General features: G+C 37.6%; 26 protein-coding genes, 1 other RNA gene and 1 pseudogene. 6 read left to right on the top strand and 22 right to left on the bottom strand.

All coding sequences use genetic code 11. The features are described 5' to 3' along the window. Positions 1–2: 2 nt before the first annotated feature. The 3 genes and pseudogenes from PH210_RS11205 to PH210_RS29920 all read right to left on the bottom strand — a co-directional run. Complete coding sequence (locus tag PH210_RS11205; RefSeq protein WP_289985378.1) at positions 3–923, bottom strand: DMT family transporter; 921 nt, start codon at positions 921–923, stop codon at positions 3–5. Continuing rightward, a complete protein-coding gene (locus tag PH210_RS11200; RefSeq protein WP_289985376.1) occupies positions 920–2,419 on the bottom strand; it encodes a carboxypeptidase M32 in 1,500 nt (499 codons plus the stop codon). The genes PH210_RS11205 and PH210_RS11200 overlap by 4 nt, the downstream gene beginning before the upstream one ends. A gap of 178 nt (positions 2,420–2,597) precedes the next feature. Continuing rightward, positions 2,598–2,690: pseudogene (locus PH210_RS29920) on the bottom strand (DUF2249 domain-containing protein); the annotation flags it as partial. A gap of 92 nt (positions 2,691–2,782) precedes the next feature. Between PH210_RS29920 and PH210_RS11195 the strand changes: the two are divergent. Next, positions 2,783–2,935 carry a hypothetical protein gene (locus tag PH210_RS11195; protein ID WP_289985374.1) on the top strand — a complete coding sequence of 51 codons (153 nt, stop codon included), beginning with the start codon at positions 2,783–2,785 and terminating at the stop codon, positions 2,933–2,935. 360 nt (positions 2,936–3,295) lie between these two features. Here PH210_RS11195 and PH210_RS11190 read toward each other — a convergent pair whose 3' ends face one another. The 8 genes from PH210_RS11190 to PH210_RS11150 all read right to left on the bottom strand — a co-directional run bounded on the left by PH210_RS11190 (position 3,296) and on the right by PH210_RS11150 (position 12,466). Then, entirely contained in the window at positions 3,296–5,221 is a 1,926-nt protein-coding gene (locus PH210_RS11190) for an ATP-dependent DNA helicase (RefSeq protein ID WP_289985372.1), read from the bottom strand. 59 nt (positions 5,222–5,280) lie between these two features. Beyond that, positions 5,281–6,426, bottom strand: a complete 1,146-nt coding sequence (locus PH210_RS11185) for a THUMP domain-containing class I SAM-dependent RNA methyltransferase (RefSeq protein WP_289985370.1) — start codon at positions 6,424–6,426, stop codon at positions 5,281–5,283. 149 nt (positions 6,427–6,575) lie between these two features. Next, an RNA gene (gene rnpB / locus PH210_RS11180) (RNase P RNA component class B) lies at positions 6,576–6,974 on the bottom strand. Between the two features lie 80 nt (positions 6,975–7,054). Next, positions 7,055–7,357: a cell division regulator GpsB gene (gene gpsB / locus PH210_RS11175; protein WP_289985368.1), complete on the bottom strand. Its 303-nt coding sequence runs from the start codon at positions 7,355–7,357 to the stop codon at positions 7,055–7,057. Between the two features lie 66 nt (positions 7,358–7,423). Next, positions 7,424–7,987 (bottom strand): SLOG family protein, encoded by a 564-nt coding sequence (locus PH210_RS11170; RefSeq protein ID WP_289985367.1) that lies wholly within the window; start codon positions 7,985–7,987, stop codon positions 7,424–7,426. A 129-nt stretch (positions 7,988–8,116) separates the two neighbouring features. Then, positions 8,117–8,533: a CotD family spore coat protein gene (locus PH210_RS11165; protein WP_289985366.1), complete on the bottom strand. Its 417-nt coding sequence runs from the start codon at positions 8,531–8,533 to the stop codon at positions 8,117–8,119. 373 nt (positions 8,534–8,906) lie between these two features. After that, a complete protein-coding gene (locus PH210_RS11155; RefSeq protein ID WP_289985365.1) occupies positions 8,907–10,172 on the bottom strand; it encodes a ribonuclease H-like domain-containing protein in 1,266 nt (421 codons plus the stop codon). Positions 10,173–10,174: 2 nt separating this feature from the next. Beyond that, positions 10,175–12,466: a DEAD/DEAH box helicase gene (locus PH210_RS11150; RefSeq protein WP_289985364.1), complete on the bottom strand. Its 2,292-nt coding sequence runs from the start codon at positions 12,464–12,466 to the stop codon at positions 10,175–10,177. 171 nt (positions 12,467–12,637) lie between these two features. Between PH210_RS11150 and PH210_RS11145 the strand changes: the two genes are divergently transcribed. Together PH210_RS11145 and PH210_RS11140 are read left to right on the top strand one after the other, a co-directional pair. Then, complete coding sequence (locus PH210_RS11145; protein ID WP_289985363.1) at positions 12,638–13,336, top strand: Crp/Fnr family transcriptional regulator; 699 nt, start codon at positions 12,638–12,640, stop codon at positions 13,334–13,336. Positions 13,337–13,445: 109 nt separating this feature from the next. After that, a complete protein-coding gene (locus tag PH210_RS11140; protein WP_289985362.1) occupies positions 13,446–13,931 on the top strand; it encodes an Hsp20/alpha crystallin family protein in 486 nt (161 codons plus the stop codon). Between the two features lie 47 nt (positions 13,932–13,978). Here PH210_RS11140 and PH210_RS11135 read toward each other — a convergent pair whose 3' ends face one another. Continuing rightward, the gene (locus PH210_RS11135) at positions 13,979–14,527 is read right to left on the bottom strand and encodes a YppG family protein (RefSeq protein WP_289985361.1); all 549 of its coding nucleotides are present in this window, start codon (positions 14,525–14,527) and stop codon (positions 13,979–13,981) included. A gap of 188 nt (positions 14,528–14,715) precedes the next feature. On the opposite strand from PH210_RS11135, the gene PH210_RS11130 reads away from it, so the two are divergent. Next, positions 14,716–14,925, top strand: coding sequence for a YppF family protein (locus tag PH210_RS11130; protein ID WP_289985360.1), 210 nt, complete (start codon positions 14,716–14,718; stop codon positions 14,923–14,925). A 36-nt stretch (positions 14,926–14,961) separates the two neighbouring features. On the opposite strand, the gene PH210_RS11125 is transcribed toward PH210_RS11130, so the two are convergent. The 3 genes from PH210_RS11125 to PH210_RS11115 all read right to left on the bottom strand — a co-directional run bounded on the left by PH210_RS11125 (position 14,962) and on the right by PH210_RS11115 (position 17,000). Next, positions 14,962–15,315 carry a YppE family protein gene (locus PH210_RS11125; RefSeq protein WP_289985359.1) on the bottom strand — a complete coding sequence of 118 codons (354 nt, stop codon included), beginning with the start codon at positions 15,313–15,315 and terminating at the stop codon, positions 14,962–14,964. An 88-nt stretch (positions 15,316–15,403) separates the two neighbouring features. Further along, a complete protein-coding gene (locus PH210_RS11120; RefSeq protein WP_289985358.1) occupies positions 15,404–15,679 on the bottom strand; it encodes a hypothetical protein in 276 nt (91 codons plus the stop codon). 343 nt (positions 15,680–16,022) lie between these two features. Then, the gene (locus PH210_RS11115; protein ID WP_289985357.1) at positions 16,023–17,000 is read right to left on the bottom strand and encodes a DUF2515 domain-containing protein; all 978 of its coding nucleotides are present in this window, start codon (positions 16,998–17,000) and stop codon (positions 16,023–16,025) included. Positions 17,001–17,180: 180 nt separating this feature from the next. Between PH210_RS11115 and recU the strand changes: the two genes are divergently transcribed. Together recU and PH210_RS11105 are read left to right on the top strand one after the other, a co-directional pair. Beyond that, positions 17,181–17,783, top strand: coding sequence for a Holliday junction resolvase RecU (gene recU / locus PH210_RS11110; RefSeq protein ID WP_289985356.1), 603 nt, complete (start codon positions 17,181–17,183; stop codon positions 17,781–17,783). A gap of 36 nt (positions 17,784–17,819) precedes the next feature. Next, on the top strand, positions 17,820–20,450 hold the full coding sequence (locus tag PH210_RS11105) for a transglycosylase domain-containing protein (RefSeq protein ID WP_289985354.1): 2,631 nt from the start codon (positions 17,820–17,822) through the stop codon (positions 20,448–20,450). A gap of 27 nt (positions 20,451–20,477) precedes the next feature. Here the strand turns inward: PH210_RS11105 and PH210_RS11100 are convergent, their stop codons facing one another. The 7 genes from PH210_RS11100 to PH210_RS11070 all read right to left on the bottom strand — a co-directional run bounded on the left by PH210_RS11100 (position 20,478) and on the right by PH210_RS11070 (position 25,193). After that, positions 20,478–20,837: a YpoC family protein gene (locus PH210_RS11100; RefSeq protein ID WP_289985352.1), complete on the bottom strand. Its 360-nt coding sequence runs from the start codon at positions 20,835–20,837 to the stop codon at positions 20,478–20,480. Further along, a complete protein-coding gene (gene nth / locus PH210_RS11095; RefSeq protein ID WP_289985351.1) occupies positions 20,830–21,492 on the bottom strand; it encodes an endonuclease III in 663 nt (220 codons plus the stop codon). Before nth ends, PH210_RS11100 begins: the two co-directional genes overlap by 8 nt. A gap of 29 nt (positions 21,493–21,521) precedes the next feature. Continuing rightward, the gene (locus tag PH210_RS11090) at positions 21,522–22,220 is read right to left on the bottom strand and encodes a DnaD domain-containing protein (RefSeq protein WP_289985350.1); all 699 of its coding nucleotides are present in this window, start codon (positions 22,218–22,220) and stop codon (positions 21,522–21,524) included. A gap of 134 nt (positions 22,221–22,354) precedes the next feature. Further along, a complete protein-coding gene (locus tag PH210_RS11085; protein ID WP_289985502.1) occupies positions 22,355–23,548 on the bottom strand; it encodes a pyridoxal phosphate-dependent aminotransferase in 1,194 nt (397 codons plus the stop codon). Positions 23,549–23,580: 32 nt separating this feature from the next. Beyond that, positions 23,581–24,054 (bottom strand): cell wall elongation regulator TseB-like domain-containing protein, encoded by a 474-nt coding sequence (locus PH210_RS11080; RefSeq protein WP_289985348.1) that lies wholly within the window; start codon positions 24,052–24,054, stop codon positions 23,581–23,583. 14 nt (positions 24,055–24,068) lie between these two features. After that, positions 24,069–24,239, bottom strand: a complete 171-nt coding sequence (locus PH210_RS11075; RefSeq protein WP_289985346.1) for a YpmA family protein — start codon at positions 24,237–24,239, stop codon at positions 24,069–24,071. Positions 24,240–24,356: 117 nt separating this feature from the next. Further along, positions 24,357–25,193, bottom strand: a complete 837-nt coding sequence (locus PH210_RS11070) for a hypothetical protein (protein ID WP_289985345.1) — start codon at positions 25,191–25,193, stop codon at positions 24,357–24,359. Positions 25,194–25,234: the final 41 nt, after the last annotated feature.

Below are 25,234 nucleotides of genomic sequence, written 5' to 3'. Positions count from 1 at the left end.
CTTCAATCATTTTTGATTGAAGCCTTTTCTTTTTGAATCCTTCGTTCGAAGCCGACAGGAAGATTAATGAGTAAAACAGATAAAAGAATGATGGTAGAGCCTATGCCTTGAATGGCACCAAAATTTTCATTATATACAAAAACACTTAAAAGGGTCGCAACAACTGGCTCGACTGTGGCAATAATGGCCGCTTTACTTGTTTCGATATCCTCAAGGCCTTTAGTATAAAGTAAATAGGCAAGAACGGTTGGAAACACTCCCAATCCAATCGCATAAAAGACAACATCACCATTCATAAGGATATCCACCTTAGTCCATAATCCAGTTAAAGGCAGCAAACTGATAGCAGCAACAACAAAGGTATAAAAGGTAACAGTAAAGGGTGGATATTTCTTCAGGGCAAACTTTCCAAAAATACTATAAAGCGCATAGCCGAAACCTGCGCCCAGCCCCGTCAAGAGTCCCGCACCACTAATGGATGCCGTATCATTTAAATTAAGTCCTGCAATCAATATACAGCCTAATATCGTTCCTGTAACTGAAATAAGCTTGATCGAATTCATTTTTTCTTTTAGAAAAAAGTAGGATAATACTGTGACAAAGGCAGGAGCTGTATACAGTAAAATCACAGCAATCGATAAATTCATTTGATTAATAGCAGAGAAGTAACACCAATTAAATAAGACAATGCTGCAAAGACCTGTGCCAATAAATAGCGGGAGATCCTTATACGCGATTCTTAATTGGCTGCGATATTGAAATGCCCCAAGTAACCCTAGTAATGCTGCTGCAGTGATAACCCGCAATGTCACAATTTCCATTGGGGAAAAGCCAAAACTAGAGAGTTTTCTAATAAAAATTGCAATGATTCCCCACAAGGCTGCACTAGTGGAAATCAACACAATCGGAATCGACTTGTTCAATGTAACTGATAGACCTTTCCATACTTCTCATAGAGATATTCGATTAAATATTTAGCGTTCAGCCCTTCGCCAGTTACGTCATGCAAGATTTCTAAAGGTTTTTTCATTTTCCCATACTGGTGGATATTTCTCGTCAGCCACTCTTTAATCGGAAGCAAATTACCCTCTTCCAGCAATTGATCGAAATTTGGAAGATCCTCGAGCATTTTATGCTTAAATTGAGCCGCATACATATATCCTAATGCATAGGAGGGAAAATATCCGAAGCTGCCTCCTGCCCAATGAACATCTTGAAGAACTCCAACGGCATCATTTATGGGACTGATTCCTAAGTATTCCTCATACAATTCATTCCAAACCCTCGGCAAGTCACGGACTTCTATTTCGTCATTAAATAACCTTTTTTCAATCTCATACCGGATGATGATATGCAGCGGGTAGGTTAATTCATCAGCCTCAATTCGTATGAATGAAGGCTTTGATTCGTTTATCGCACGATAAAACTCTTCAATTTCAACTTGATTAAACTGACCACTTGCATATTTCTTTAACAGGTCGAAATTCTGTTTCCAAAAAGAAAAGCTCCGTCCTACGATATTTTCATAGAAAAGAGATTGTGATTCATGAATCCCCATTGACGTTCCAGAACATAGAGGAGTGCCAACCAAGCCTTTTGAAATATTTTGTTCGTACAAAGCATGGCCGCCTTCATGAATCGTTCCAAAAACGGCAGTCCGGAAATCCTGTTCATCATATTTTGTTGTCACTCGGACATCCCCAGGATTAAGACCGATGGCAAAAGGATGTACAGTTTCGTCCAGCCTTCCTGCATTGAAGTTATAACCCATTTTTGCAAGGATATCCAAGCTGAATTCACGCTGTTTTTCCTTCTTAAACTCTTTAAATAAAAAATCGGTTTTTGGTTTATTCGGCGATTCTGAAATTGCCTTTACCAGAGGCACAATTTTTTCCCTTAGTTCACCAAATACTTTGTCCAATACATCAGTTGTAATTCCCGGTTCAAACATATCTAGTAACACATTATATTTGCTGCCTTCAAATCCCCAATATGAAATAAATCGTTTTGTCATGTCCACTAATTTCTCTAAATAAGGCCTAAAAAGATCAAAGTCTGCCTTTTCTTTTGCCTCTTCCCAAATGCTTTCTGCTTTTGATTGAAGGATAACAAACTCTTTATACTCTTCAGCAGGAATTTTTTTGTTGCGTTCATATTCCTTTTTGCATTCTGCAAGTATTTTTCTAGTCGATTCAGGCATCTCTGCATTTGTTAAACTTGCTATGTAGGCGGCCATTTCTTCGGAAGTGGACATTTTAAAGACTTCGGATGATAACATTCCAATTACTTCTGATCTTTGTTCCACACCTTGCTTCGGAGCACCAGTACGTAAATCCCAATAAATTAAACCAATTGCCTCATTGTAGGCAGACATTTTTTTCACATGCTCTAAAAATTCTTTTTCTAAATGTGCAGTCATGGTACTTCCCCCTTCCTTCAGTTTAAATTTTATCATATTTTTCTGAAAAATAGTTACCTAATAAGGTTATTAAAAAAACAACAGAATAGAATTCTGTTGTAAAATAAGGTTATAGGAAAATAGAGATGTTTCAATGGGAAATAAATAAAATGGAAAAGAAAGAGTGCAGATTTCAAAATTACTTTTTGCTAATTACGATTTTCCAAACTTCAGGGCCTTCTTCAAGGTATTCCCAAGTAAATTGCTCGGTCCTTTCCATCATAAACTGATATAGTGCTAGCATGACAAACAACGAGTGAACCTTATTACACCTTATACATGATTTTGTGAATAGTCCGTGAAATAATTTTAAGGAGGAGAACTATGTCAGAACTGGTTGGCACTTGTATTGGTTGTGAAAAAGAGATTTATTGTTTAGATGGATTTTTAAACGGAGTCGTATCCGAGGAAAAAAAGATTTATTGTTTTGATTGTTATGATCAAACTGCTAATAAGGAAAAAAATCCGCAAAGCTAAACTTTGCGGGTTTCTTCTATTAATTAATCCTCGTCAATGGAAAGATCCTTAACAGGTAGTAATTCTTCGTCTTTGTGAGTCGGTTTCCGTAAATTAAACAATGCTTTCAAACAGAATAAAACTAAAGATCTATACACCAATAAGGAAAGTGGTGTCAGGCACCGCACGCCACGTTAAAATGGTTTGCACAATATCCTTTTGTAGGAAGTTACTTGAACGGCTGGCAGCGTATCCATGATAAGGTTAATCTCGTCTGGGAACTAGATTGGTCCCCTGAAAAAATGACACCTGAAGGGCTTAGATTACTCGGACAGTAAATAAAACGAAAGCACCGTTAATTGGGTGCTTCCTTCCGTTTTATTATTCCTCTATTGCCTTAATTGGTAAAACCTCTTTTATTTTTGTTAAAACGTTATTGTCTATGTTTTCATCTAATAAAATATGAACTGTTCCCTTATCCTGTTCACTTCTAATTAATCTTCCAATTCCCTGACGCAAACGGAGCAGCATATATGGTAAATCAACCTCTGAAAAAGGATCCGCAACGCCCTCTCTTTTTGCTGTAAAGACAGGATCATGAGGAGGAAATGGCAGTGAAAAAATCAATACATTTTCAAGTGATCTGCCTGGAATGTCAAGACCTTCCCATAGATGAATAGAACAAAGGACCGCATGTTCGTCATTTTGAAATTTTGAAACAAGGGTGCTTATTTCTTCATCCCCTTCGAAATAAACAGGATACGGAATTGAGCCTTTTAATCTTTGTTTTAGCTGCATCATTTCCTCCTTTGTATTAAGAAGAACCAGTGCGCGTCCTTGTGATTCCATAATTTGAGCGATTAGATAATCTATTTTTCCATTAGTTGTTTCATTCTTGAATTTTAGAAGATATGCCTTCATTTTCTCCTCATAATCGAACGGCGAAGCGACTGAAAAAGATAAATAATCCTGAACTCCAAGGCTTGCAGCTATATAATCGAACGATTTTTGATTGGCCAAGGTTGCCGATGAAAAAATAAATGGTTTATTCTGCGAGAAAACTTCTTCCTTCATTACCGTTTCAACCATTTTAGGCATGATGACAAGCGTCCGTTCACCTGCATTTTCTTCAAACCAAGTAATTCCATTTACTTCTTGGAGAAAAAGCGATAATGAATGAGTAATTTGCTCTAAATATTCCTCAACAATTTTTAAGTCATATTCATTGATTACATATAATTCACTCTCAAACACCAGCTCTTCTTCTAATGCTTGAAGGGTAGAAAGTAATTTCCGGCAGGTTTTTAATACTAATGGATGTTTAGTAATTATCTGTTTTTCAGATCCTTCCGAATAGGAGGAGAAGCTTGATATTGCATCAAAAAAAGCTTCGTTTTCTAGTAAAGCTTCTTCAATCGTATATAAGGTTTTTTCTCGAACTTCATTTTCCATTAACCGGGTAAGCAGCGTCTCTAATGTATAATCAGTAAAACGGTAGCTCAAGGCTTTTTGTGCAGCATATTCGAGTAGATGACCTTCGTCAAAGACAACAGCCGAATGTTCTGGCAAGAGGGCCAATTGTCCTTCACGCTTTCGTGATTCTTTTGTCCATATATGCTCCATATAAAAATCGTGTGAGCAGATAATTAAATCCTTAGCATGCCGATAAAATTCCCGGTGCAATGTCAGGCCGCAGCGATGGCGTTTTTCACAGGAAAAACAATCCTGAAGGGCATCCCAATTGACTTTTCCCCAATGCTCATCTGACAATGCCGGATAATCCCGCCGGTCACCGTACTTCTCAAAATTCTGCATGGTACCGCTCGCATGAACAAAATCAGGCAATTGTTCATAAATATTGGCAATACCATCTGAATAACCGTCGCCCCTTGCAAGGTCCAGCTTCTTAAGACATAAATATTGGTCCCGGGATTTTGCCAGGCGCACATCAACCTCCAGGTCTAGGACCTTTTCTAATTTAGCAATATCACCTTCTTTTTTGACAAGCTGTTCAATTAAAGTCTCATCTGCACAGGCAATAATGGCAGGACGATTTGTATAGCGAGCATACATAATGGCGTAAAGTAAATAAACGATCGTTTTTCCTGTTCCTACACCCGCTTCCGCAAACATCACCTTTTTATCCTTGAAAGCTTTTTCAAGCTGGAAAGCCATATAAATTTGTTCATCACGAAGCTCAAAGCCAGCTTCCGGCAAAATATCATAAAATAAATCGCCAATCCATTCACTCAACTTATCATAAAATGATTCCGATTTCGAAACACCAAACGGTAATCCTTGCTGCATGTTAACCCTCCAAAAAGAAAAGCGCCATAGACGACGCTAATAAAAGTTGTTTGTTAATTTTAAGACTGACTTACACGTGGTGGCTTTTTCCCCCAATATTGATAAAGGTCTGTTCGGATAAAACCGTTAAATAATTTTCTTTTCTTTGTTGCCGGCTTCCCATAAAACTGCTCAAACTCTTCATTAGAAGTCAGGATATAAATGGACCACGTATCAAGTTTTTGAAACGCCTGTCCCAATTCTTTGTACATATGCTCGACTGCTCTTTTCTCACCAAGTCTTTCACCATATGGTGGGTTGCCGACGATCGTACCATATTCTTTATTTGTAGATATATCCTTAACTTGCATTTGCTTAAATTGAATTAAGTCAGCAAAACCAGCCTCAAAAGCATTCTCTTGAGCCATTTTAACCATCCGATGATCAATATCTGATCCGGTAATGTCTAGAGGCTGATCGTATTTAGCAAGATCTTCTGCTTCATTTCGGGCATTATCCCAAACTTTGGCTGGAATCCATTTCCACCCTTCTGAAACAAACTCTCGATTAAAACCCGGTGCGATATTTTGACCAATCATTGCTGCTTCGATCGGAATAGTGCCTGAACCGCAGAACGGATCAATAAAGGGCCGATCAGGCCGCCAATTCGTCAACATAACCAGTGCTGCTGCCAGAGTTTCTTTAAGTGGTGCCTCCCCTTGATCCGTACGGTATCCGCGTTTGTGCAGCCCCTGACCGCTGGAATCAATTGTAATCGTTGCGACATCCTTTAATAACGCTACTTCAATCCGATACAATGCCCCGCTTTCCTCAAACCAGGAATTCGTTTTATAATGTTTTTTCATCCGTTCAACAATAGCTTTTTTTACAATCGCCTGGCAATCCGAAACACTAAAGAGCTTTGATTTAACCGACTTCCCAATGACTGGAAATTCCGCATCCTCCGGCAGGAATTGTTCCCATGGCAAGGCCTTAGTCTTTTCAAATAATTCATCAAAGGTAAAAGCTTTAAATTCACCAACCTTAATTTTAATCCGGTCAGCGGTTCTAAGCCATAAATTACTTCTGACAATGGCAGATTCGTCCCCCGTGTATGTAACTTTCCCATTCTCTACTTGACATTCATAGCCAAGCTCTCGCACTTCTTTCGCTACTAATGCCTCAAGCCCCATAGCAGCAGTTGCTATTAGTTGATATTTACCCATTTTTTCCACCCTTAACTCTCTCACAAAATTATACAGTATCCATTATTGGCTAAAATCGCTGAAAAATTCAGAGTCCTACCGAAACATATAAAAAGCCCTCCTCAAAAGGAAGGCCGTTATATATGCACTTTACATTCACATTAATAACGTTCTGTAAGCCATGTTCTGTACCAAAGTACTTCAATCGACCGTTACGTCTCGTACTGAGGTGGTAATCATCTATCTACAGACTCGAATGAATCTGTCCTTCTCCTTGTTCAGTTCCTCAGAGAAAGTGCCCCTACCATTATTTGGGTTTCTCGCTCGTGGGGTTTACCCGTTCCACCCTTTCCATTTCTAGAAAGGCATCGTCACTGTGGCACTTTTATAGGTACTCATACCATATCCGTTTGGATTTAGGTATTTTTCCGGCCGTCAACAAGGCGTTATGCCCTGCTGCCCTAGCTTATGATTTCGCTAGGCACGAACACTACGGACATCTCAGCCCGTGCGAGCATGGACTTTCCTCTACAAGTTGCAATAGCTCCTTGCAGCGATTACCCGAACGTCATTAATGATGACATTTCTTATTATATGTATTTCATGGTGTTTATTCAATGGTTTTTATTAGGAAATGTCGTAAAATCTGTTAATCGTAAAGTTTGTTGCCAAAAACATGCTTTTCAAGATTGGACAAACGTTTTAGAATATCAAAATTGGTTGTCCCTGCCGGTTGGGCAACAGGCTGTCTTTTAGATGTATCCTCAAGCTGTTTGCGCAAACGCAAATTCTCTTGTTGAAGATCTTCAATTTCCTGATGAAACGTTCCATAATCCTTAATAATGAGATCTAAAAATTTATCAACATCTTCTTGTTTGTAACCGCGTACTCCAGTCTTAAACTCTTTTTCTAAAATATCCTTAGCTGTTAATTTCACTTTATCTGACAGCATTCAAATCACCTCAAGTTTAGCCAATCATTACCTATTATTTTTTCAAAAATTAGTGTTTTTGTCAATCTATTCATAATCCGTTAGCTTTAATTGCTCTTCCTCCACAATCATTTGCAAATCATAAAAGGTAATCAGGTTAATTAAATACAAATGATTTTTTTGATATTGCTGTGCTAATTCATATAAATATTTGGGGCTTCCTTCCTTTTCATTATCGTATAGGAGAAGCAAACCATCGCTTTTTTCAATAAAAAATTGATTCTTCAGCCTGAATTGCCATGGTTTTTCATAGCCTTTTTTTGTAACCGAATCAATAAAATCAGCTTGAGCGAGTATAGATTCATACCATTCCTTATTAGTTTCATTCCAGGATACTTGTTGGTCCAAAAAAGGTGTTATGACTGCAAGCCTTAATTTAGGAAATTCTGATTGCATTTCAAACACAACTTCGGCTGCCCACAATTCCACTCCAAGCTGGCCGCTAATGATCACCCATTCTAGCCCTTCCTCTGCCATTGGCATTAAGGCCTTTTTAATGGCCGCTTTTATATAGAAAACTGACGGATGGTCATTTTTAAAAACACCTAATTCAAAGGGCTTATATCCTGAAATTGCCAATACTTTATTCAAGGAAGTTCTCCTTATTAAAAAATTAAAAAATTAAAAAATGGGACAAACATTTTTTTAAAAAAAGCATAACATATAGTAAACAATAAAAAAACAAGGGCTAAGAAGCCCCTGTAATTAGCAATGACCCCTTTAAGGTCTAGGTCCCATAAACGGTCCTGGAGCGAACCCTGGACCACCTGGGCCAAATCCTGGACCTCCAGGGCCAAATCCTGGAGCACCCGGGCCAAATCCCGGTCCACCTGGGCCAAATCCCGGTCCACCTGGGCCAAATCCTGGGCCACCCGGTACAACATTCGGCAATGCATTCGATGCTGGCAATACTGCTGCTGGTGCACATGGGTTGCAGCAATTAATGTGCTGGTTACATACCTCTTCAGCACATGAAGCAGTCTGCGGACAGTAATGTTTATGTTGGAACATATGATGATTTATAGTTGTAGTGTGTACTGGATGAATGTGCGGTACCACTGTAGTTGAGAACGTATGGTTCACAATGTTCTGAGTCGGATGAATAACTGGCGGCATAAAATTAGTTCCTAAATACATTTCGTTATCTCCCTTCAAATATTCTGTTTACATTAACAGCCTATGTAAAAGGGATTACTCTTGTACTAAGGAAAATACCTATTTTTGCTAATCTTATAAAAACGAATAAAAGCTATCTTTTAAATTCGTAAAAACAAAGGCAGTTAAACAAACAACTACAAAAAAGGCAAACAAAATTGCTTTATACATATTACCACTCCATATTGTTTCTATCGTGTTTTAACTCAACACAATTTAACATTTTACCTTGTTCAATTATGTTTAACAATACAGAAATATGTTTTTTTTATAAAAAATTATTAAGATTTTGTGACAACATATCGAAGCATGACGAAAAGAGCAGAGTTATTACATTTTTTGGCGAAAATTGCGCTTACCCAGGAAATTTTGCTAATTTTCGTTCTAACCGTTCTCTTCTTTTTTGAAGCTGTTCATTGGAAAACTCTCCAGTTAATTTAGTAAGTTTAGAAGTTTGAGTAACGATTAAAATCGCTTCATGACAATAAAAAATAGCACTCTTATAATCTTTGACTTTATGCTCATAAATTTTAGCAAGCTCTAAGCATGCCTCAAGTGTTAATTTTTCATCCCTGGAATCGACAACATCGGCAAACAATTTCCGAGCCATTTCCCAATCCTGGTCTTTTTTGTGCTGCAAAGCGAGAGCAAGTTTTGCTTGATACGATGGGAAATCATTGCCCTCAACAAGCTTTTTTAATACCTTCTCCGCTTCCCTTTTCTCCCCTAAGCCTGCAAACCATCGGCCAACTTCAAAGGACTCTGATCTCGTTTGCTTCTCGTCAATTCCGCAGATTTGAAAAGTTAGATGAGTATATAATGTGATCAATGACAAAATATCGATTTCATTATGTTTTAATATTCCCAGCATCCCTTCTGGCTGCTTACTTTCAACAAAATCGAAATAGATCATTGGAGCCAAAAATCCTGGGATATCATCTACCCGTTCAACCCCTAGAATTTCTTTCTCCACGACAGCCAGCTTCATCTTTTCTATTTTGTGCTTCCATAGCCTTCTGGCAGCATGGAATAAATCAAAATGTCCAAAAGCCGGAAGTTTCGGGACATGTTCTCTTACAAGAGTATGACGAGTCTTAACCTGCGGCCAATCGAAGGATTTTCCATTATACGTTACAAGCGTTTTATAATTCACTTTTTCTAAAAAACTTTGGTATAAAGGAACCTCCGCCCCTGGGTGCGGTAAAATATGCTGTCTTAAGACTAGTTCTTCCCCAACGAAACTTGCATACCCTAATAGAAAAATAGTATTTCCGGTTCCTCCCCCTAGTCCAGTTGTTTCTGTATCAAAGAAGAATAAATCCTCAGGCTGATGGCCTTGTGCGGATAACGGATGATTAATTGGCCGCTTATTCCATAGGTCTACTGCAGTCAGAAAGTCACGAAAATAATAAATTCCATGCTTCTCAGAAATCGGATATTTCACTTCCCTGATTAAGCAATAATCTTGATCCATATAGTACGGAAAAATGTTTTCGCCCGCCCATTTTTCCCTGAATGGCACATCATTTGTAGGAACTATCGGCGGCTTTTCTATTTTTTCCGGCTGATTTCCGCTAGTAAGATGCGGCTTTAGCCGATTTAATTTATTTTTTAATGACATTGTCACACTTCCTTGTCACTAATAGAAGACTGCAAAAAAGATTCAATAATTTTTAAAGCATCCTTTTTGGCGTATTCACTAACGGTATCCGTGCCAATACATGACGGACACCCGGTTTCACATTGACACCGATTAATCATCTTTTTTGTTTCTGCAAAAACCGCTGCCATTCCGCTGTGGATTTTTTCACTTAAGCCTATCCCGCCTGGGTAGCGATCATAAAAAAAGATGGTCGGCTTTTCATTATGGTCGGCCTTGACTTGGGGAACCACATGGATGTCCTGTGGATCGGACATAACAAATAACGGAGCAATAGACCCAAGTGCATGGGCAGTTCCCACAAGCCCTTGCTCTAGTCTATCATGGCCCATTTCTGCTAAAGGTTTATTTAATGATAACCAGGCTGCATTTGTATGAAGTTCCTCCTCAGGGAGGTGAATGGGACCAGAGCCAATATTTTCGTGGGTTTCAAACTTGATTTTCTTAAAAATTGTCGCCATTGCCCTGACACTGACATCGCCATAACCAATTTCAGCATCATCCATTGTCTTAAGTTTATCTACCTCTAACACCTTTAATTGAACAGCTAAATTTGCATCGGTAAAATAATCTACGTCTACTTCTCTCACAAACGCCTTTTTCTCTTCCCAATCCAATTTTTCAACCTGGAATTGGGTCCCTTGGTGTAAATATATAGCTTCATCATGTAATAAGGTCATCGCAGAGAAGCGGTCCATTTCACCAATAACCTTCACATTCGCCACATCAGATTGATCGACGATGATTACATTTTCCTGTGAAGCCGAGCGCAGACTAATATTATGGGCTGGGAATGAATCATTCATCCAATACCATTTGTCTCCATTTCGATAAAGAACGCGTTCTTCTGTCAAATACTCCAGTAATTCCTCGGTACCAACACTGCCAAACTGTTCATCTACTTTAAATGGAAGCTCATAGGCCGCACATTTCATATGATCGATTAAAATTATCAAATTATCTGGATTAATCCTTGCCGTTTCTGGACTCTTATTAAAGAAATAGTCTGGGTTCTGGATGATATACTGATCCAATGGACTTGAGCTGGCTACCATTATTACCAGGGCCTCACCATGCCGTCTTCCAGCTCTGCCTGCCTGTTGCCATGCACTTGATATTGTGCCTGGATACCCAGTCATAATACAAACCTGAAGTTGTCCGATATCAACCCCTAATTCAAGCGCATTTGTGCTAACAACACCGTAAATTTCACCAGAGCGAAGACCTTTTTCAATCCTTCTTCTTTCCGTAGGAAGATAGCCGCCTCGATAGCCCATAATCGATTTGGGGCCTAATTGATTTTTCACTAATTCTTGCAAGTAGGTCAGAATAATTTCCACCCTAACCCTGCTTCTTGCAAAAACTATTGTTTGAATTTTATTTTTTAACAGTTGACCAGCTAGTTTTCGAACTTCAAGTGTTGCACTTCTTCTTATATTTAAGGGCTTGTTCACAATTGGCGGATTATAAAAGAGAAAATGCTTTCTTCCGCTCGGAGCCCCATTATTATCGATTAAGTGCATTAGTTCTTCTGTTAATTTTTCCGCAAGTTCAAGTGGATTGGCAATCGTTGCGGATGTACAAATAAATACTGGATTACTTCCGTAATAACGGCAAATCCGTTTTAATCGTCGAATGACATTGGCAACATGGCTGCCGAACACGCCTCGATAGGTATGGAGTTCGTCAATCACGACAAATTTAAGATTTTCGAACAAAGACACCCATTTCGTATGGTGCGGCAAGATGGCCGAATGAAGCATATCAGGATTTGTAATCACGACATGCCCAGCTTGTCTTACCCTTTGACGAATATTTGCCGGTGTATCACCATCATACGTATAGCTGTTGATATCAACACCTGCCGCTTGAATAATTTCATTGATTTCACTTTTTTGATCCTGTGCGAGCGCTTTTGTAGGGAACATATATAAGGCCCTTGCATTTGGATTTGAAAGAATCGTTTGCAGCACTGGAAGATTATAGCAAAGGGTTTTTCCTGAAGCAGTTGGTGTAACGGCTACGATACTGTTACCTTCCATAATCTTTTCATAGGCGGCTTTTTGATGCGTATAAAGCTTCTCAATCCCTTTACTTTGAAGCGATTGTATTAAGACAGGGTGTAAATCCTGGGGAAGTGAAACGGTTTGGGCAGGCTTTTCATCAAGGGTATGCCATTTGACAATATTCTCTTTAAAGTCATCATTTATTTTTAATTCTGATAGAATATCTTGCAGGCTTTTTTTCAACATCATGACTCTCACCTCGTTACTTCTATTTTAGCGAATAAACGTTCGCTGCAAAAGATTTTATACAAAATTTTTTCTACTTCTTGCACTGATATTTTTACCTTTTATAGAAAGAGATTCCTTTGAACCCTTAATTTGATACAATAATAGTAACTGAATTTATTTGAAGGTGATCAAATGAAAATAGATGAAATAAAACGAGTCCTGTCTGATTTTTCTCTTTTTCGTGAGTTAAATGATTTCGAATTAAGCAAAATTACCGATATTGCCATTGCTAGAGAGTGGAAAAAGCAAAGCCATGTTTTTCTTCAGGGTGACCCGCTAGAAAATGTTTATTTTATTAATGATGGAAAAATCAAAATTTACAAAAGTGATATCAATGGTAGGGAACAAATAGTTGCCATCGCGAAAAAGGGCGAAATGTTCCCCCATGTCGGCTTTTTTAGAAAAGGGGATTATCCTGCCTATGCCGAGGTTCTTGAGCCATCAACCCTTATTGCTGTCCCTATATCAAAATTCGAATCCGTTTTGATTGAAAATCCGGAACTTTGCATTAAGGTCTTTAAAGTCCTAGGTGAGAAGATTGTTGACCTGCAAAATCGTCTTGAGGAGCAAATTCTTAACAATACATATGAACAAATTGTCAAACTGTTAATTCGGCTTGCCCAGAAGCATGGAAAGGAACTGGAGGATGGAACAATCCTGCTAAGGTCCGAATTCACGAATAAAGATCTCGCCAATATGATTGGGACAACAAGAGAAACTATTAGCCGGACACTGACCAAAATGAAAAAGGACGAATTAATTGAAGTGGACGACGAAGGAAATATGATTGTAGACATCGAAATTCTCGTGGAAGAAATTAATTTAATCTAAAGAATAGCCCGCAGCAAAAATAAAATGCTGCGGAGTTTTTTTTAACCGCACCCACCCAGGCTCAATTTCATATGATATCATGTGAAATTTCGAAAGTGAGGGTATCAAAATGTCATCAAAGCTTCCGAGTGATAAAAATAATAACTCCAAAAAGCCCGTACCTGAACCTTTTCGTGAATTAGTGAAATCAATGAACGACTTATTCACTGAAAAACCGATCAGGGGGTTTTTACAATCCATCGATGAGTTTTTTAAGCATCCTTTTCCTCCAACGGCAGGCTTTCATGTTGAAACATTAGAAACCGAAGGTGAATATATTATCACTGCTGAACTTCCTGGTGTAAAAAAAGAGCAGATTCATTTAAATATGACGGAAAACTATATAACTATCTCTGTTGAAAATAACCAGATTGAAACCCAGGAAGATGAACTTAACCAAATTTATTCACGTAAAATGTTTAGGCAGCAATCCTCCAGAACGGTTTCCCTTCCTCAGACGATCAATGAAAAAAAGGTTAAAGCATCATATCGAGATGGTTTATTACAAATTCGCATTCCACAAGAAAAAGGCAAGGTTATTGAGATTGAAGATTAAATAAACAGCGTAATAAGAGAGACGGCTTAAGGTAGCCGTCTCTTTTATTACGCTTTAAATATTCCTCCAAATCCTTTGACGAGCGAGGAAACTTGATTGACTGCATTCATCATCTGACCTGCTGTATTCACCATCTTATTAAAATCAACGGATCCATCCTGCGATTTAAAAGAATTCATAAAGGATTGCATTCCGCCAGGCTGTTTAGGAATAACATTTTGTTTTGGATAGGGGTTCATCATTGGATATCCATTCATGGGTTGGTATTGGTGATACATTTCTTCCTGTGGCTGCAATGGATTCTGGAACAAGAATTGTGAATCTTTTTGTGAATAATTTTGGTTCGGATATGGGATATTTTGTGGGGCGAATCCAGGTTGATAGTTTTGGGCCGTTTGTTGAAAAACTTGCGGGTTATAAGGATTTTGTTGTGGATATCCGTTCCAATTATAATTTCCAGATGGTGCCTGATATGGAAATGGTTGAGTACGTACACTAAATGGCTGATTCCATTGCTGACCAATCGGGATCTGGTGCATCATTTGCCCCGAATATCCATTTTGAAAGTTTAGGTTTGGCCGCCTTTTACCAAACATGGGCAAACATCTCCTCCGCATTTATCTCTCCTACAATTTATGAAGGATATGAGTGAAAGGTGATTAATTGGAAAAGGACAACCTATGTCAAAATCCCGTGAATTTTGTCTAAAGTTTAAATATTTTAAAAACTAGAAATCACTTTTTTTCGTGATACGATATAAAAAATGGTGAAGGAGGAGCTTTAAATGAACATTCGTGAATTAAAAAGCAGATTTATTCAAAGTCGGGATTATACCACAGATGACGTTAATGCACTAATGGATTTTGCTAAGAAAGCCTATATTCATAACGAAATTAGCATTAAAGAATATCGCCTTCTTGTCCGCGAACTTGAAAGTCAAGGCGCGGTTATTCCTGAAATTGATAAGGAAAACTCCCTCATCGAACATTCCTAATCTATAAACTTAAGAGATGCAAAATGCATCTCTTTTCTATTTGTTCACTTTTAAAATTTCCAAAAGAAAATATTCAATTGTACGGTGGGTATTTAAAAACCTTGTCTTGCTGGTTTCTGGAAAAAAACATTGAATTGAGAGTTGTGAAATATGCTCTCTCGTCGTATCAATTTGCTTAAGATGAATATGTTTAACCGACTCATTTTTCAGCCATGCGTTCATGGCATCTTTCCATTGGTCGTTAACTTCTCTTACCTCATTTGAAAATGGTTTAACAGTTTCATGAAAATCATAGCTAATGCCATTTTCTCTTCCTTCCTGATAGTATTTTAGAAATAGGCGGTTATAGTCTAAAAGTTTTTCTGTTAAGTCGATAATTTCTGTCTTCATTTTGCCAGTATCCCTTCTATTCTACAAATAAAAAAGCAGCATATATTTTCGCTGCTACTTTATCACATTATTTTCATTTTAACGGTAATTAAAAACCTAATTCAAGTTCTAACCGTTTTGCAGCAGGATTTTTGCTTGACTCAAGACTGTTTTCGAAAAATGCTAAGTTTACTTGATCGATTTTATTTTCTATGAATGAGAGTTTCAATGCAGAGTCATTTATTTTACTTTGCTCTTCCTTGTTTAAACTAATGCGAAGGTCGGAGAAAGATGCCTCAAGAACAGAATCCAATTCTTCCAATTGATCGTATATATCAGTCAGCATCGATACCAGCTTTTCTTTTTCAGACATTGGCTTATTCATTTTTATAAAACCCTCCTCGCTTAATCTATAAGGTATAATTCTCTTTCTTTGTTTGGCTTCCTTCCCCCTTGACAAAACTAGAAGCTATTCGTCAAAGAAAGTGTCAAAATAGCAATTTACTTGGATTATTTCGACACATTCCTAAATTCGAATGAAAAATAAAAAACGGCACAAGCTAAGGTTGGAGGTGTTAAGATGCCAAAAAAGACTAAACCAACCAACAAGCAAAAGCAAGCTGCATCAGGAAAAAGTGTTGGCTATGGTGATAAAAAGCTAGAGGGTCCAGATCGTCCTTCTACATAAGATTTTCAAAGAAAAAGCAAGGAATTACACCTTGCTTTTTTTATTCGAATTTATTTAAGTTGAGGACATTTTGGAGGGATAGCAATAATTGAAGTTGATTTGATTTAATGAAATACCAATCAGTTAGATGTATAGGATGGCGATGGCGAGCCGGAAAATACATCCAGGCCGGAGAAATCCTTTGATGCTGACTCCAATCAGTGCAGGTATGCTGATCATGCTCAATTACGGGAAAGACGGCCCTTAATAGGGGGGTATTTCGTTTCGTTTTAACTTTAAAATACTGTTCATAGTCATATCTTGAACCTGTATGCGGCGTTTTTGCAGCGAATTCATAGAAATAAGGAAATAAACGCGGATGAAACAGAATGCTGGCAAGCCTTTTTCCTAAGTCAATCCGCTTGGATAGGGAAGTAAATCCGTTCACACTAGCCCCATAAACCTCTCCCCCGCATGTCGGGAACAATACACAACTAAAATGCAGCCAATCCTGAAAGGAAAAGATAAGCGAACGAAAAACCTTCTTCTTAAACACCGGGTGCTCAATGACAGGCTTTTGGATGACATTTTGCTCGTTAATAATCAAAGCCGTGGTCAGCCTCTTTCTGTCTCTTTCTTTCCAATAACGGGTCCATTCCTTTTGAATAAAGGTGGATACATTAAAATTTGGAAGTAAATGAAACATTGGCTTGTTGATCTTCGTCGAATATTGATAGAGCAATAATTGGGGGAATACGTCATGGAAAATAAGCCAATTAGCCATTTCATACGTTAAAAAAAGCTGTTTCCTAACCTGCGGGGTGAGTAAATGAGGAAGGATTGACCCCTCCAGGTCACACATGTTCCATCCTCCATTCCGAGAAACCATACTGGCAAGGAAGGACCATATAATATCCGTATTTTTATTAAAGTATGAAAAGTAGGCATTAGTTCTAGATATATTGTCGATATTTCGCTTGTTTGTTTCACTTTGAATTTGACGAATGATGGTTTCTTCCTGTATTGTAAGATGATTCATACTCATCTTCCCTTAACGAGTTTTAATAGATTATAAGCATTGATCAATACGTAAATGGGTTCATGCTTTTGTTTGACAATTAAGGAACAATTGTTATTAGCTTGTGCATGATAATTCATTTTATTCACCCCATCTTATCCAAGATTTGATATGATATGTTTAGCTTGTGAGGTGTTTAGTATGAATTTTAACTATCCAAATGGGAAGAAGTATATCACTAAGGAGCTGCCAGCAGAAATGGCAGCAGGTAATAAAAAAAACGGCTCCTACAGTAATAGAGGAATGACACTGGAGGAAGATCTGAATCAAACAAATGAATATTATCGGGAAAGAAAAATAGCTGTCATTCATAAAAAGCCTACGCCGGTGCAAATTGTACAAGTGGATTACCCAAAAAGAAGTGCTGCTGTTATAAAAGAGGCTTATTTTAAACTAGCATCTACTACCGACTATAATGGCGTTTATAAAGGAAAATATATTGATTTTGAAGCGAAGGAAACACAAAATTCAACTTCTTTTCCATTAAAAAATTTCCATCAGCATCAAATAATTCATATGGAAGAAGTCATGAACCAGGGAGGAATTTGTTTCGTCATCCTTCGTTTTACAAAAAATGAGAAGGTTTATTTGCTTGAAGCAAAGCATCTCCTTTCTTTTTGGGAAAGGATGGCTAATGGAGGCAGAAAATCGATTACAATGGAAGAAATCGAACAGCTAGGGCATTACATACCGCTTGGATATCATCCAAGAATTGACTATATTAAAATAATTGATACACTTTAACCTTTTTTGGAAGGTTTGAAAGGATGGAATTTCATTATGGCAGACCAATATCAATCACGAGAGGAGCGCCGAAAGAAACTCCAAGCTAAAGGAAAACCAAATGGAAAAGCCAAGAAAAAACCAGGCGGACTATTTAAGAAAATCTTTCTATCTCTCGTTGTCCTTGGTATCGTTGGCATTCTGGCTGGAGTTGGTACTTTCGCCTATTTAGTGAAGGATGCTCCCAAACTTGATCCTAAATTATTAAAAGATCCAATCCCCTCTAAGGTTTTAGATAAAGATGGAAAACTAATCTCTGAGGTAGGAGGCGTAAATCGTGAATATGTAAACTATAAGGACATTCCTAAGCAAGTCGAGAATGCCATTTTAGCCACAGAGGATTATCGTTTTTACAAGCACCATGGTATCGATCCCATTCGTCTAGGCGGTGCCGTATTGGCTAATATACGCCATGGATTTGGCTCTGAAGGGGCAAGTACAATTACACAGCAGGTTGTTAAAAATTCATTTTTGACTCCTGAAAAAACGTTAAAACGTAAAGTGGAAGAAGCCTGGCTCTCCTATCAGCTAGAGCAGCAATACACGAAACACCAAATTTTCGAAATGTATGTGAATAAAGTGTATGTTTCCGAAAACAGCCATGGTATTGCAACGGCAGCTAAAATTTATTATGGAAAAGAATTAAAAGATTTAACCCTTGGAGAAGCTGCGCAAATTGCTGGAATGCCGCAAAGTCCTAATAATTATAATCCGTTTGACCATCCGGATTTAGCCGAGAAAAGACGTAACATCGTTTTATCTTTAATGAATCAGCATGGATATATTACAAAGCAACAAATGGAAGAGGCGAAAAAGGTGTCTGTTGCCTCTACTGTTTTGAAACCAAATCAAAGAAAAGTTGATGAAAAGCCGTTTGATTCTTTTGTCGATGCAGTTATTGATGAAGTAAATAAAACAACCGATCTTGATATCAATACAGATGGTTTAACCATCTATACAACCTTAGATCCGAATGCCCAAACCTATGTTGATAAAATTTTAAACACAAAAGATATCATCCCATACCCCGATGAGAATATTCAAGCTGGTATCGCTCTCCTTGATACGAAAACAGGTGAAATTCGGGCAATTGGCGGCGGCCGAAATCCAAAGGTAAAACGCGGATTTAACTATGCAATCGATACAAAACGCCAGCCAGGTTCGACCATTAAGCCAGTTCTCGATTATGGTCCAGCTATTGAATACTTAAATTGGGGCACCTATGAAATGATTGAGGATAAACCGATTACCTATTCAACCGGGAAAAAATTTGGAAATTGGGATCAAAAATACAAAGGTCCCATGACGATAAGAACCGCCTTGCAGTTATCACGAAATACTCCTGCCGTTCAAGCACTTCAGCAGGTTGGCCTAGATAAAGCAAAAGACTTTGCGTTAAATTTGGGAATTCCATTGAAAGAAATATATGAGTCCTATGCAATCGGCGGCTTTGGCGGGAAAACGATTGGGGTTTCGCCGCTAGAAATGGCGGGTGCCTATAGCGCTTTTGGTAATAAAGGCATTTACACAAAACCGCATGCGGTTACTAAAATCAAGCTCCGTGACGGGACAATGATTAAAACAGCTCCAGAACCAAAAGTGGTAATGAAGGACTCAACAGCTTTCATGATTACGGATATGTTAAAAAGTGTATTGGTATCACCTGGAACTGGAGTAAGAGCGAAAGTACCAGGACTTCCAATTGCTGGTAAGACAGGAACGACCAACTATACAACTGATGAAATGAATAGATATAATATTAACAGCAGTTCAGTACCGGATGCCTGGTTTACAGGATATACAACCAACTATACGGCTTCTATTTGGACCGGGTACAAAGATCGAACCACGCCAATTACAGCTGTTGGAAATAATCAAAGATTAGCTCAATTAATCTTTAAAAATTTAATGGCCTATGTATCTAAAGATATTGATACTCCGGATTTTGAGATGCCAAATAGTGTTCAAAAGGTTAGGATTGAAAAAGGCTCAATGCCGCCAGTCTTAGCTAGTGAATTCACCCCTGATAGTGAAATTACGACCGAATATGCTCTTAAAGGGCATGCGCCTAAAAAAATATCTCAGAAATATAATAAACTTGAAGCTCCAACGAATCCTGTTGCCAAATTAGATGAAACTAGTCAAAATATTATTTTGACATGGGACTATAAAAATGCGACCGAAAATGTTACTTTCGATGTATCCGTCGATAACGGAACCGGAGTGAACCATATCCCAGTTCAAACGAACACATTGAGTATACCTGCTACACCTGGCACAAAATATACATTTGCTATTGTTGCCATTAGCGGAAATAAAAAGAGTGATCCAGTAACAGCCTCCATTGAAATTCAAAAGCCAGCCAATGAAAATGACACAGGCAATGGTAATGGAAATGAAGGTGGGAATGGCAACGGAAATGGCAATGGGAATGGTACTGGTAATGGTACTGGTAATGGTACTGGTACTGGTAATGGTACTGGTAATGGGAATGACAACGGAAATGGCAGCGGAAATGGAAATGGAAATGGCGGAGGCCAAGGTAATACAGGAGGAACAATTCCACCAGTAACTCCTCCAGTTACTCCTCCAAGCGGGCAAAGTACAGAACCACGAAGTGGAACATAAAAATTTATTTGATCAAGAAAAAATCGTCTAGGCCATTGGCTTAGACGATTTTTTTTTGATTGTATTCTTCGCAAAATGTTTTTCCTGTTCATCCATCAGCTCTGAGAGCTGCCGGTACGAATGATATAAATTAGGCCTCGCTTTAATAAATGCCAATCGTTCTTCAAGATTAATCGGTTTTGTCTCTAATTGGTCAAATTGCAGAGTGCCTTGAAAAAAAGACCTATCATTGGTCTTCAATATAAATTGAATGAATAGCTCGATCCCTTTCTCCATCCATTCCTTGATATTTTTAAAGCTCCGGCTGCGAAAAGATACATCCAGTCTTTCTTTTACAAGCTTCCATTCCTTTAGGATGTTCATCACTTCTTGATCTTTATTATCCATGGGAAACGGCACTGCCCTTCATTCTTTTTTTACCTTCACGGCAAATTTCTAATAACGGGCATGATGGGCACTGGGGATTTTGAGCTTTACAATGATACCTTCCAAAAAAGATTAAGCGATGGTGGGTAACCGACCATTCATCTTTTGGAATTCGCTTCATTAAAGTTTTTTCAACTTCCAATACGGAATCCTTCCACCGGCATATTCCTAGACGCTTACTAACTCTTTCAACATGCGTATCAACGGCGATGGCAGGGACATCAAAGGCAACAGAAACCACAACATTGGCTGTTTTTCTTCCCACACCCGGCAGTTTAGTTAACTCATCCCTATCCTTTGGAAGTTCTCCATTATAATCATCTAAAATCATTCTGCAGAGACTTTGAATATTTTTCGCTTTATTCCTGTATAGTCCAATCGAACGTATATCAGTTTGTAATTCCTCAAGCGGAACTCTTAAATAATCTTCCGGTGTTTTATACTTTTTAAATAATTCCTTTGTGACCTTATTTACGAGCGCATCTGTACATTGTGCCGATAATGAGACAGCAATAATAAGTTCAAAGGGATTCGAATGTATTAATTCACAATGGGCATCTGGGAACATCTCTCCCATTTGATCTAAACAATATCGGATTTGAGTATTATTCAGCATAACATTTCACCTGCTTGTACGTAAAACTATTATTGTTCTAACCAGTTGTAAAAGGGAATCGATGAATGCTGGGATTCATCTTTAACATTTGGTTTCAGAGATTGTTTTTGACGAAACTTTCGTCCCTGGTTTTTAGCTTGTTCTAATGTTTTTATACCATTCTTCTTCCACTCAAACAGGATCCTATCAATATAGCGAAAATTTAATTTGCCTGACATTACAGCTTCTTTTAATCCCGCTTTAATAATAACTGGGTCATGGTGATCATCATCCATCCACATCCCAAGGGTTTCGCATTCAAATGGTGATAAAGGCCGGCCAAACTCCTTTTCAAAACATGTATATAAATCAGTTTCCTCTGCCTTCTTTTCCATTTGGTTTATATTTTGATTATGAATCATAAATTGATCAACGAGTCTCTCCCACAAAGGCTTTAAGGAATACTTTTCAAATCGGATTCCTTCATGCGAATATTCATCCATGATTTCAATGAAACCTCTTTGGATTAGCTTTCTGAGCATTTCATTGCATTCAGAAATAGAAATAGTCATTCTTGCCGACAGTTCTTCCGGTGTTGGAAATTCATTCCCTTTTTCTAAAAAAGTAAGTATATTTAGTAAAAGAACGAGCTCTGTTTCGTTTAAATTAATATTGCGGTATTCAGAAAATAATAGTGTTGGTATCGAAATATTACCTTCTTGAAGCCATGCTAATAAAGTTGTTTTCATCTTTTGGACACCTCCTGATAAGTATACCATGAACATTTTATCCGAGTAAGAGTATTAGGTATCCAGCATTGGAAAGGAAATCAAAAAGCCTGCAGAAAGCAGACTTTTTGTTAATATCAATAGTTGTAACTATTTTAGTTTTTAACGTTAGCCTTTTCAAGTACAAACTGGTGAATCCTTGCTACGGCTTCTTCTAATTGCTCGAGTGAAGTTGCGTAGGAAAGGCGAATATTATCTGGTGTTCCAAATCCTGAACCAGGAATGACAGCCACTTTTGCCTCTACAAGCAATGCTTCTACAAAGTCATCTACTTGGTCAAAACCAGTCATTTCAGCAGCAGCTTTCACATTTGGATATAAGTAAAAAGCACCTTGTGGTTTTACGCAAGTAAAGCCAGGAATTGCAACTAACTTATCATAAATGATTTCTAATCTTTTTTCAAATGCCTGACGCATTTCTTCTACTGGTTCTTGCGGACCATTGTAAGCTGCAATAGAAGCATATTGTGCAGTTGTAGTGGGATTCGATGTACTATGGCTGGCAAGATTTGTCATCGCTTCAATGATATCTTTATTTCCGGCAGCATAACCAATTCTCCATCCAGTCATGGAATGTGATTTGGAAACACCGTTAATGACAATTGTTTGTTCCTTAAGCTCAGGTGATAGCTCGGCAATCGATATATGCTTGACGCCGCCATATACAAGCTTTTCATAAATCTCATCTGAAACAATGAGAATATTTTCTTTCAAACAAATTTTACCTAATTCTAAAAGTTCTTCAGCTGAATAAAGAACGCCAGTTGGATTGCTTGGTGAATTGATAATCACCGCTTTAGTTTTATTCGTAATCGCCTTTATAAGTTGTTCCGGGGTAATCTTAAATTGATTTTCTTCAGAACCCTCAATATAAACGGGGACACCGCCTGCTAATTTAACTTGTTCGGGATAGCTTACCCAATAAGGAGTTGGTATGATAACCTCATCACCATCATTAAGAATTACCTGAAATAATGTATAAAGAGCATGCTTGGCTCCATTGCCTACAATTATTTCATTTGGTTTATACGTTAATCCCTGGTCTTGTTCAAATTTCTTGATAATCGCTTTTTTTAATGCCGGTAATCCAGCTGAAGGGGTGTACTTTGTATAACCTTCATTCATCGATTCTACTGCAGCATCTAAAATATGTTGAGGTGTATTAAAGTCAGGCTCCCCTGCTCCTAAACCAATTACATCTTCACCCTTTTCTTTTAATTCCTTCGCTTTAGCGGTGATTGCTAAAGTAGTAGAAGGTGTAAGTGCTAAAACTCTATTCGCCAGCTCCACTACCATGCCTGTTCCTCCATTCTCAATCCATTCTAAAGATTTTCAATTTTTTTCAGCCATTCGCCTGTTTCAAAGTGTACATAATAATAATTTATTAAATTATTTTCAGAACGATAATAAATTTCCCATAATGGAATATTTTTTTCCATACCTAACCGAACTGAAATAATTTTTTTAGGTTTTTTTTCTTGTAATAATTTTTTTACAGCCTCATTTTTCGTGAGACCATTTTTAGCTTTTTTCACTATAACTTTTTTACTTTTTTCGGGAATCCACACAATGATATTTTCACCTTTGTTATTTTTTCCCTCGATTACATTTACTGTCTCTAAACCATTGTAAATATGAAAGTCCTCTACTTTACTTAATTGAACCCTTTTATTAGCAAGTAGTAACGCTTTTTCTTCAGCCGCTTTTACAGGTTCTTCTGCAGAGAAATATACCTTAATCAAGACACCAAAAATACCAAGAACAAATAATGCTAGAAAAAATAACCACTTTTTCACTTTAATTCACTTCTTTATGTACGATATATAGTAAAAATCGCTTTATTTTTATCTTCTTGATCAAGGGCCAATCCAAACATAAGGTCTTTTTCTTTCAAAGTACGATTCAGCGCATCAACTACTTTATAAAAATCCGGACTATGCTGGATTTTTACAGTTGACAAAACTTCAATTTTACTTTCCATCTAATTCCTCCATTGTCTTTCTCATAACACAAAATCGATAAAAAATTCTACTCAATTATTATAACAGGTTAAAGCGAGAAACGTACTTGAAATGCTAGAATAATTAAATGAATATTTTTACTCTGTTGCATCTGGCAAGGGAATTACTTCATAGTTTGAATCTGTAAATTTAATTGTCACCGTACCGTGTTTTTTTGTAAAATATATCTCCGACCAAATATCATGTAAATCATGTATGATTTCAGTATCAAAGAGATCACCTTCATCAGCAAATAGAATCGAAATTTGCGGATTAAAAAATTCGATTAATTTTTCTGTTATTGCGTCTTCTTTAGCGAAAAGGGGAGTTTTAAAAACGTTTAGGTTCTCGAGGTTCCGAGTTAAAAGCTTTTGTTCAGCGCGTTTGCTAAAAGAATTCATCATGAAAATTCGATGTTTAAAAAACTCCAAAGTAAAATCTAAACCTTCGTTTTGCATACTTCCTAAAAATTGAACTTCAGCTGTCAACTCAGGGAGTATTTCTTTTTTCGTGCCCTCTCCCCAAGCCACAATTGATAGCTGATTTTCAGGGTTTAAACTTTTCGATAGGAATGCCGCCATTTTAGGTGTAGTAATTATCTCTTGGGTTTTATATTTTAAAAGAAATTGATTGATCAGATTAATATGGGTTTCAGGTTCATCATTGGTAAGGATGAGCGTAGAAATTTCCTTGACATCATACAGGCTCAGCCATTTTTCCAATTCTGCTTTGCTCTCTTCTCTCCCGATATTCACTAAAACATTCCCGCCATTCGGTCCTTGAATAAGGGTCGCTTCTCCAGCTGACAATCCCAAAAAGGTAATGGCAACCTCATGGTCCTTCAATTTCAAATCAATATTTTCAATTTTGCTTGTCGCAAAAACAGTCGAGGTGGCTTGAAATATGATCATTATTAAAAGCAGTAAAATTCTCATGCACATTCCTCCTATAGATATTTATAGAATGTACAATTTTA

The sequence above is a fragment of the Paenibacillus sp. BSR1-1 genome (assembly GCF_030403775.1).
Taxonomy (GTDB): Bacteria; Bacillota; Bacilli; order Bacillales; family Cytobacillaceae; genus Neobacillus.
Note: the sequence above shows the minus strand (reverse complement) of the source record. Positions and strands in the feature narration are given on the sequence as shown.

Excerpts from the sequence above, each read along its gene's own strand:
- PH210_RS11200 (WP_289985376.1), bottom strand. The coding sequence starts at position 2,419 with ATGACTGCACATTTAGAAAAAGAATTTTTAGAGCATGTGAAAAAAATG.
- PH210_RS11195 (WP_289985374.1), top strand. The coding sequence starts at position 2,783 with ATGTCAGAACTGGTTGGCACTTGTATTGGTTGTGAAAAAGAGATTTAT.
- PH210_RS11190 (WP_289985372.1), bottom strand. The coding sequence starts at position 5,221 with ATGCAGCAAGGATTACCGTTTGGTGTTTCGAAATCGGAATCATTTTAT.
- PH210_RS11185 (WP_289985370.1), bottom strand. The coding sequence starts at position 6,426 with ATGGGTAAATATCAACTAATAGCAACTGCTGCTATGGGGCTTGAGGCA.
- gpsB (WP_289985368.1), bottom strand. The coding sequence starts at position 7,357 with ATGCTGTCAGATAAAGTGAAATTAACAGCTAAGGATATTTTAGAAAAA.
- PH210_RS11165 (WP_289985366.1), bottom strand. The coding sequence starts at position 8,533 with ATGTATTTAGGAACTAATTTTATGCCGCCAGTTATTCATCCGACTCAG.
- PH210_RS11155 (WP_289985365.1), bottom strand. The coding sequence starts at position 10,172 with ATGTCATTAAAAAATAAATTAAATCGGCTAAAGCCGCATCTTACTAGC.
- PH210_RS11150 (WP_289985364.1), bottom strand. The coding sequence starts at position 12,466 with ATGATGTTGAAAAAAAGCCTGCAAGATATTCTATCAGAATTAAAAATA.
- PH210_RS11145 (WP_289985363.1), top strand. The coding sequence starts at position 12,638 with ATGAAAATAGATGAAATAAAACGAGTCCTGTCTGATTTTTCTCTTTTT.
- PH210_RS11140 (WP_289985362.1), top strand. The coding sequence starts at position 13,446 with ATGTCATCAAAGCTTCCGAGTGATAAAAATAATAACTCCAAAAAGCCC.
- PH210_RS11135 (WP_289985361.1), bottom strand. The coding sequence starts at position 14,527 with ATGTTTGGTAAAAGGCGGCCAAACCTAAACTTTCAAAATGGATATTCG.
- PH210_RS11130 (WP_289985360.1), top strand. The coding sequence starts at position 14,716 with ATGAACATTCGTGAATTAAAAAGCAGATTTATTCAAAGTCGGGATTAT.
- PH210_RS11125 (WP_289985359.1), bottom strand. The coding sequence starts at position 15,315 with ATGAAGACAGAAATTATCGACTTAACAGAAAAACTTTTAGACTATAAC.
- PH210_RS11120 (WP_289985358.1), bottom strand. The coding sequence starts at position 15,679 with ATGAATAAGCCAATGTCTGAAAAAGAAAAGCTGGTATCGATGCTGACT.
- PH210_RS11115 (WP_289985357.1), bottom strand. The coding sequence starts at position 17,000 with ATGAATCATCTTACAATACAGGAAGAAACCATCATTCGTCAAATTCAA.
- recU (WP_289985356.1), top strand. The coding sequence starts at position 17,181 with ATGAATTTTAACTATCCAAATGGGAAGAAGTATATCACTAAGGAGCTG.
- PH210_RS11105 (WP_289985354.1), top strand. The coding sequence starts at position 17,820 with ATGGCAGACCAATATCAATCACGAGAGGAGCGCCGAAAGAAACTCCAA.
- PH210_RS11100 (WP_289985352.1), bottom strand. The coding sequence starts at position 20,837 with ATGGATAATAAAGATCAAGAAGTGATGAACATCCTAAAGGAATGGAAG.
- nth (WP_289985351.1), bottom strand. The coding sequence starts at position 21,492 with ATGCTGAATAATACTCAAATCCGATATTGTTTAGATCAAATGGGAGAG.
- PH210_RS11090 (WP_289985350.1), bottom strand. The coding sequence starts at position 22,220 with ATGAAAACAACTTTATTAGCATGGCTTCAAGAAGGTAATATTTCGATA.
- PH210_RS11075 (WP_289985346.1), bottom strand. The coding sequence starts at position 24,239 with ATGGAAAGTAAAATTGAAGTTTTGTCAACTGTAAAAATCCAGCATAGT.
- PH210_RS11070 (WP_289985345.1), bottom strand. The coding sequence starts at position 25,193 with ATGAGAATTTTACTGCTTTTAATAATGATCATATTTCAAGCCACCTCG.